Genomic DNA, 5,836 nt, shown 5'->3' with positions numbered 1-5,836 from the left:
ATATTTGAGTTTTTATGTTTATCTTTAAATAATATCAATTAGCTAATACTATTTTTCAAAATTTCATATTAAAATTTGGGTATTATATTTATATAATTAAAATATATTAAGGATGTGGTTAAAATAGAAATTTATACATTAGGTCATTCTAATTATCCGTTTGATAAGTTTATAGAAATATTAAAAAAATACGATATAAATTGTGTAGTTGATATAAGATCTACCCCTTACTCAAAATATAACACTCAATATAATAAAGAATTTCTCCACGAAACTCTAAAAAATTTAGGATATACATATATCTATATGGCTGATGAATTTGGTGCAAAAAGAAAAACTAAAGTCAGCTATAATGATGAAGGATATGCAGATTTTGATAAAGTAATTTTAGAAGATGAATTTAAAAGAGGAATAGAAAGATTAAAAGTTGGCTGCTCTAAAAATTATAAAATAGTACTGCTTGGTGCAATGCAAGAGCCTATTAGATGCCATCGTGCGATATTACTAGGTAAAGAATTAATAAAGGCAGGCTTTGATGTAAAACATATCATGCATGAAGGTGATTTAAAAGTACAATCTGAGTTAGAGGAACAGCTTCTTGAAAAATATTTTGAAGATAGAAATCAGCTTACTATAGATTCTTTATTGGGTAATGCTATTAGTCGAGAAGATATGATTAAAGAAGGATATAAACTAGCAAATAAAGAAATCGGATACAGAATAGAAAAATTAAAAGACAATAAAAGCACTAAGATTTAATTATTTATGAAACTTTAATATTAATTTATATAAATAATGGGGTAACAAAATGTTACCCCATTTACTACTATCTATCTTTATCAGTTACAACAAATACATATGGTATATTTCTGTAATGGTCTCCATAGTTTAATCCGTAACCTACTACGAATTTATCTTCTATTGTGAAACCACAATAATCTGGAACTAATTCTACTCTTCTTCTACTTGGTTTATCAAGTAAAACACAAGATTTTATACTTTTTGGATTTTTTTCTTTTAAATGTCTTATAACATAATCCATTGTAAGTGCTGAATCAGTTATATCATCTACAACTAATACATCATATCCTTCTAGGCTTCCTTTTATATCGTTTACAACTTCTACATTTCCACTTGTAGAGAAACCATCTCCGTAACTTTGTGTAGTCATGAAATCAATTTTTGTTTTTAAATCGATAGCTCTAACTAAATCTGCACAAAATACGAAACTACCTCTTAATAAAGATATAACCATTAGATTTTTATCTTTATAATCTTCTGTAATTTGGGCTCCTAATTCTTTTATTCTTTTATTTAAGTCCTCTTCAGAACATAATACTTCCCAAACTTTTTTTTCTATATCCATTATTGTTCCTCCATAATCGTTAATATATCTATTTTATAATGATTAATAAATTCTGTCTATATTAAATAGTCACAAAGAATAGTTATATAATTATTCTATCATCTTTTTGATGTATGATTCAACTTCATCTAATTTTGTTGCTTTTTCTATACTTTTAAATGTATATCTATCAAATATTAATTGACCTTTATTTTCTAAAAATCCATATTTATGAGCATCTATAAATCCATATTCAGCCAAGTCTTCTAAATATAATATAGTGCCCTCTTCTTCGATATAAGAATGTTGATCATACTTTTCCATCATAAAAATTCCATTCATCCCTACTCTTAAATTAGAAATAACTTCATGTTCTAAAGCATCTAATCCAATATGAATTGTGCATGGAATTAATACAGATATTAATTCACCTGATTTACAATTTCCTCTATATGATTGTGTAATTTCAATTTCTGCTACTGCACGATAAATCATTTCATTGTTGAATTTAATTCTTATATTCCTAACATTTTTTACTCTACCCTTAGCAATTATAGTATTTTTTTTCATGAAAAGTTCTTCCTCATTTAACTCTTCTTGCTTATTCTCATACTCTATTATTGGTGCTCTCTCTACATATCTAGCACTGACATTTCCGACTGACTGAGCTAAGAATATTGTATTTTTATTTGATGCTATATATGTAAATATCCAAATACATATAAAAAACATTATTAGTAGTATTGTTTTTAGTCCAGCTTTCTTGTTTTTTTTACTTAAATTATTTAACCCGTTTTTTGTAATTAACCTTTCAGATTGTAAAAATTCTTCGTCTATATCATTCATATAGTCTTGGATTTTTTTCCCCTCCATGTTATTAACCCTCTCTTTAAACTCTAGATAATCTGGCTAATTCCCTAGATTAGTTATTTTAACTAAATAATTCACATAGTAAAGTATACACAAAAAATGATAATTTTAGTAAATTTAGTTATTTTTTACTCAATGCAATTTTTTCCATATTTAAATTTTCTTATAATTTTCACAATAAAAATAGAGGCAGATTGAATAGTATTATCTCGCCTCTATTTTTATTAATAAATACATTTAAAAGATTTACCTATTTTTATATGTATTTTTACTATTTTACCTTATTTATATCATTCATAACATCTATTATTACTTCGTCTGTAACTGTCATACCTTCATCACTTACTTTACCTAAGTTTCTAATAGATTGTTCTACTTTATCTCCAACTATTCCATTTTTTGGTGGAACATGGAATCCTTGTTTTGCTATTATTGCACTTTGAACTGCCGCTGATGCTGCTGATGCTAATTTAAGTGCACAACCAGCTTTAGCTCCATCACAAATCATTCCACTTAAGTTTGCTATCATATTTTCGATTGCACCTTTTATATGAGTTATATCTTCATCCATTAACCAAGAAATCCCTGCTGCCGCTCCAGTTGATGCTGCTACTCCACATCCACAAACTGCCGATAATCTCCCTGTATAATTTTTAATATATCCAGTTACTAAGTGTGATATTGCTAATGCTTTTGCTAGTTTTTCATCATTTTGAGGGAATTTATTGCTATATGCTACTATTGGAAGTATTGCTGTTAAACCGTGATTCCCACTTCCATTTGAACTCATAACAGGCATTTTTATTCCAGCCATTCTAGCATCTGATGCAGCTGCTGTTAACATCATTGCCTCTGTCATTAAATCATCAGCCATGTACCCTTCTTCTTTAGCTTTTTTTATACCGAATCCAACACCTATTCCAGCTTTATTTTCTAAACCATAATCAGCTATTTCAAGATTCATTTTTACACCATCTAATAAGAATTTAATGTCTTCTAAATCCATATTTTCAACATTTTTTACTATTTCTTTTACATTAGTAGTGTCCATGAAAGTTTCTTTTTTAATAACTGTATTTTTATCTGCCGCTTTTGCATCTACTTCTTGATTGTACTCACCTGTATCAAGTAAAATTTCATGATTTCTTTGTAAATATATAAAGTTGTCATGTTTTTCTTTTATAACTACTTTTGCTATATTATTTTTTCCTCTTAAATCTACTTCTATAAATACTTTATCTTTTGTTTGTGCTGGAACAATATCTATAGGAGTTGTATCCATATATTTTTCAGATTCTCTTACTTGAGTTTCATCTAATGTTTCTAATACTGTTAGACCATTTTCAGAATGTCCACCTACAAATCCCATTGCAACAGCTATTTTTAGTCCTAATCTTTCTGTTCCTGGAATACCTACGCACATCCCGTTTTTATAAATACTTGGACTTACTAATATTCTATTTTCTACTATTTCTTCACCTAATAATTCTTTAGCTTTTGCACAAGCCAGGGCTACTGCTACTGGTTCAGTACAACCTAGTGCAGGTTTTACCTCGGCAATTAATATATCTATTAATTCTTTTCTTATATCTCTCACTATCTTACCTCCTAAATAACTTAACTAAAAAATCAAAATCACGTCTTGCATGTCCTATTTTATTTTATATTAATATAATAAAATAGAAATATTGCACTATAAATATATATTTATTTAGTAAATCGTTGTCCTGAGTCTGGATAACTTTTTTAATATATAGCTTTAATATTTTCTAGTTCCTTCATTATAATCATCTTTTATTTTTTTGTTCAAAAGTATATCTCTAATTTCTTTTAAAATCATAAATATTTTATTAAGTGTAAATTGGATGCTTATAAGAATTACAAACAACATTATAATTGACACTAATGTATAATTAATTGACATAAAAAACCTCCTCTTTTGACTTTTTTTAAACAAAAAATCCTCCATTAATACTAGAGGATAAATCATATATATTTCTTATATCTATTTTACATCTTTTGAATAAGTTTTAACACTTAAATATTTATATTTTCGTCTTCTTCTATTTTCTTTATTTTTGAAACTGAAACTTCATAAGCAACTTTCTTAACTACTGTGTCTTCATCTATCTTCTTTTCATATGATCGACTTTGTATTCTCCCCCACATCTGTATTCTGTCGCCTACTTTTAAATTTCGTGCAAATTTGGCATTACGTCCCCATACAATAGAAGGTATATAATCTGATTTATTATATGGTCTATTTATCGCCACTAATAAATCTGTTATTTCTCTACCTAAAGGCGTTTTTCTATATACTGGACGTTTGCATATATATCCATCCAAGAAAATGCTATTAGGATCTTTATTTTCCTCTTCTTTTGGTTTTATTTCTCGTACAAATACTGTTAAAATCAATTTATTTTTTTCACCTACATTTTTATTGTAAGATCTAAGTTGACCGGAGACAGTCACAAGCTTGTTATTATCAAAGTCTAATTCTTGTAATAACCTTTCTGAAATCGTCATAGGCAAAATATCATAAGAATCACTCAATCTATTTATTTTTATCTTTGTATTAAAAAACTTTTCTCCAAATATCTCATGACTAAATTCTAAATTATCTTCAAGTTCCCCAGTTAGATTTACAATATTTGTATCGTCTTTCATAACTACCATACTTTTTATCCCCCCGAATTGTTAATTGTTTCTTTATCTTCTATATGTTATAAATATATTTTGAAAAAATCATATTTATTACATTTTATTTTTATGTATCTGTTATTATTTATGTCTTTGAACTCCAGATGAGTCTATGTAATAATCCTCGTCATATACTAAATCTGATAATTTTAACATCTTATACCCGTTTTTTTGAAAATGCGCAATAATTGAATCTAGATAATCATCGATATTACGGCCTTCTCCATGGAATAATATTATTGAACCTGGTGATGTATTTTGTGCAACTCTATCTACTATATAAATTCCTTTTATATTTTTCCAGTCCATTGAATCTACATCCCAATTTATAACTTTGTACCCTAAAGATTCACAGTACTTAACACCATTTTCATTTATTTCTCCATATGGAGGTCTAAATAATGTGGTCTCTTCTCCTATTATATCTTTAATCTTCTTAGATGTCTTGTCTAATTCAGTTTTCATCTCTGACTCTGATATTTCATTAAAATAAGGATGTGAATAAGAGTGGTTTCCTATTTCATGTCCTCTGTCGTGAATTTTTTTCACAACATCTTGATTGTTATCTACCCAATTGCCCACTACAAAAAAAGTCGCCTTTACATCATATTTATCCAATACATCTAATATTTTATCTACATTTCCTTCGTTATAAGATATATCAAAAGTTAATGCTATTTCTTTTTTGTCTGTCTCCACTCTGTATATTGGTATGTCCTCATTTTGCTCGTTCAAAAATATCCTTATACAATAAACTAAAGAAAAAACCAAAACTAACCCAAGTAAAAATAGAATAATACTGCTTAAAAAAGCCCTCGTTCTAGCAAACATATCATCCTCCTCCAATCCTATATATTAAAAATCTATTTTTATATTTAATAAAAAATAACCAATTTTTTAAATTCTTTAATAAAATCT

Annotated in this window: 7 protein-coding genes; 1 reads left to right on the top strand and 6 read right to left on the bottom strand. The window is 27.4% G+C overall.

Annotation, left to right across the window (positions count from 1 at the left end; genetic code table 11):
* Nucleotides 1–123 precede the first annotated feature (123 nt).
* On the top strand, nucleotides 124–759 hold the full coding sequence (locus tag I4U58_RS12260; protein ID WP_195931629.1) for a DUF488 domain-containing protein: 636 nt from the start codon (nucleotides 124–126) through the stop codon (nucleotides 757–759).
* A 67-nt stretch (nucleotides 760–826) separates the two neighbouring features.
* Here the strand turns inward: I4U58_RS12260 and hpt are convergent, their stop codons facing one another.
* From hpt to I4U58_RS12230, 6 genes are all read right to left on the bottom strand, one after another.
* On the bottom strand, nucleotides 827–1,366 hold the full coding sequence (hpt, locus tag I4U58_RS12255) for a hypoxanthine phosphoribosyltransferase (RefSeq protein WP_195931628.1): 540 nt from the start codon (nucleotides 1,364–1,366) through the stop codon (nucleotides 827–829).
* 90 nt (nucleotides 1,367–1,456) lie between these two features.
* The gene (locus tag I4U58_RS12250) at nucleotides 1,457–2,218 is read right to left on the bottom strand and encodes a hypothetical protein (RefSeq protein ID WP_195931627.1); all 762 of its coding nucleotides are present in this window, start codon (nucleotides 2,216–2,218) and stop codon (nucleotides 1,457–1,459) included.
* A gap of 268 nt (nucleotides 2,219–2,486) precedes the next feature.
* Nucleotides 2,487–3,812 carry an L-serine ammonia-lyase, iron-sulfur-dependent, subunit alpha gene (locus I4U58_RS12245; RefSeq protein WP_195931626.1) on the bottom strand — a complete coding sequence of 442 codons (1,326 nt, stop codon included), beginning with the start codon at nucleotides 3,810–3,812 and terminating at the stop codon, nucleotides 2,487–2,489.
* 162 nt (nucleotides 3,813–3,974) lie between these two features.
* Nucleotides 3,975–4,139 (bottom strand): hypothetical protein, encoded by a 165-nt coding sequence (locus I4U58_RS12240; RefSeq protein ID WP_195931625.1) that lies wholly within the window; start codon nucleotides 4,137–4,139, stop codon nucleotides 3,975–3,977.
* Nucleotides 4,140–4,252: 113 nt separating this feature from the next.
* A complete protein-coding gene (locus I4U58_RS12235) occupies nucleotides 4,253–4,885 on the bottom strand; it encodes a single-stranded DNA-binding protein (RefSeq protein ID WP_343003909.1) in 633 nt (210 codons plus the stop codon).
* Between the two features lie 114 nt (nucleotides 4,886–4,999).
* Nucleotides 5,000–5,653 carry a polysaccharide deacetylase family protein gene (locus I4U58_RS12230; RefSeq protein WP_243269628.1) on the bottom strand — a complete coding sequence of 218 codons (654 nt, stop codon included), beginning with the start codon at nucleotides 5,651–5,653 and terminating at the stop codon, nucleotides 5,000–5,002.
* Nucleotides 5,654–5,836: the final 183 nt, after the last annotated feature.

It is taken from the genome of Clostridium sp. 1001270J_160509_D11 (assembly GCF_015667935.1).
GTDB lineage: Bacteria > Bacillota > Clostridia > Peptostreptococcales > Peptostreptococcaceae > Intestinibacter.
Note: the sequence above shows the minus strand (reverse complement) of the source record. Positions and strands in the feature narration are given on the sequence as shown.

What these genes read in the sequence shown, in the direction of transcription:
- hpt (WP_195931628.1), bottom strand. Translation starts at nt 1,366, where the DNA reads ATGGATATAGAAAAAAAAGTTTGGGAAGTATTATGTTCTGAAGAGGAC.
- I4U58_RS12250 (WP_195931627.1), bottom strand. Translation starts at nt 2,218, where the DNA reads ATGGAGGGGAAAAAAATCCAAGACTATATGAATGATATAGACGAAGAA.
- I4U58_RS12235 (WP_343003909.1), bottom strand. Translation starts at nt 4,885, where the DNA reads ATGAAAGACGATACAAATATTGTAAATCTAACTGGGGAACTTGAAGAT.
- I4U58_RS12240 (WP_195931625.1), bottom strand. Translation starts at nt 4,139, where the DNA reads ATGTCAATTAATTATACATTAGTGTCAATTATAATGTTGTTTGTAATT.